The organism is uncultured Campylobacter sp. (genome assembly GCF_938045205.1).
Taxonomy (GTDB): Bacteria; Campylobacterota; Campylobacteria; order Campylobacterales; family Campylobacteraceae; genus Campylobacter_B.
Window position 1 is genome coordinate 1 of record NZ_CALIMY010000118.1, and the last position, 1,598, is coordinate 1,598.

Sequence of the window (1,598 nt, forward strand, 5' to 3'; positions counted from 1 at the left end):
AAAAAAGCAAGGATCAAAAATCAGTGCGCAATCGCGAACGCGAGCAAGATAGCGAACCGCAAATTAGCACGATAGATGAGTCTCAAGGCGCCAAATCGGTCTCCGTGGCTGCCAGTAAAATTTACAAATCCACTAAAGGCAAGCTCATCGTAATCGACCCCGGTCACGGCGGCAGCGATTCTGGCGCGGTCGGAAACGGGCTGAAGGAAAAAAACGTCGTGCTAGCCACATCCAAAAAACTCGGTGCGCTGCTTACCAAGCGCGGCTACAAGGTGCTTTATACACGCAGCACCGACGTTTTTATAAATCTACGATCGCGTACTGCTTTCGCCGCTAAAAGAAATGCTGATATGTTTATTTCGATCCACGCAAATGCCGCTCCTAACGCCAGCGCGGCATCCAAAATGAGCGGCGTGGAGACCTTTTTCTTAAGCCCGGCTAGAAGCGAGCGCAGTAAAAACGCCGCCGCGCTCGAAAACAGGGGCGATTTGGAGGATATGAATACCTTCTCGAAGCAGACCTTCCTAAATTTTTTAAACCGCGAGAAGATAATCTCTTCAAACAAGCTTGCCATCGATATTCAAAGCTATATGCTAAGCTCGGTCAAAAAGAGCTTCTCAAGCAGAGACGGAGGCGTGCGCGAGGCGCCATTTTGGGTGTTGGTGGGCGCTACGATGCCCGCGGTGCTCGTGGAGATGGGCTACATCACGCACCCGCAGGAGGGTAAAAATTTAGGCAAAAGCGCCTATCAAGACCGCATCGCTCAGGGTATCGCAAACGGCGTGGATGCGTACTTTCAGAAAAACAAGTGATAAAATTTTATGCGTTGCGATTTTACGAGCTAGATGAAATTTTATTTTGGCGCCAAGATTTACTCCGCATATATAGTTTAGCGAGCGGCATAGATCTTGCGATAAACAGAGCGCGAAGGCGGTAAATTTAAAATTTTAAAGCCCGCCGCGCTAAATTTAAAGCAAAACGTGCGGTGCTTGGGTTCAAAATTCGCTCGCGTGCAAAATATTTACTACGGGCAGGTAAATTTTACGGAGCGTCTTGCGGCGCCACGAGCTAGGGATATATACAGCTTAGGCGCGGAATTTTAACGCGGCTCGGCATAAAATTTTAAAGCACGGACTTGGCGCAGCTCTACGCAGCAGAGTGCGGCTGGCAGTAAAATTTACCGACAGAATCACATTTAAGCCGCGCGAAAATAGCGATTTAGTCGCGCTAACGCAAGTCGTGTTTCAAGCCGCGTCCGTTCAATTAGGATTGCGTTTAAGTTATGAGCGTGTGTATCGCTATAGTCGCACAACGACGCAGTCGCGCCTTAGAATTTCACGCTATGTTCGTAGGGCGCGATATTTGCGTAATGCTGCGAACGCGGCAGTTGCAACGCGCCGATGCCTGCGCTCTATGTGCATTAAAGGTGCAGCTGAATCGTAAATTTAAAGATAAAATTTAAAAGGTCCAAAATGAAAAAAATCGTATTTTTGATCCTGCTTTTCGCAGCCGTTGCGCTAGCGCTCTACATCACTTCGCGCGTCAATCCAAATCTTTTCGCCGAAATCAAAATCCTAGGCGCGCTGCTAAACGCCACG

General features: G+C 48.5%; 1 protein-coding gene. It reads left to right on the top strand.

Annotated features, from left to right (window positions below):
- The coding region (locus Q0198_RS07220; protein WP_297896496.1) for an N-acetylmuramoyl-L-alanine amidase at positions 1-812 on the top strand (812 nt) is incomplete at its 5' end.
- Positions 813-1,598 lie beyond the last annotated feature (786 nt).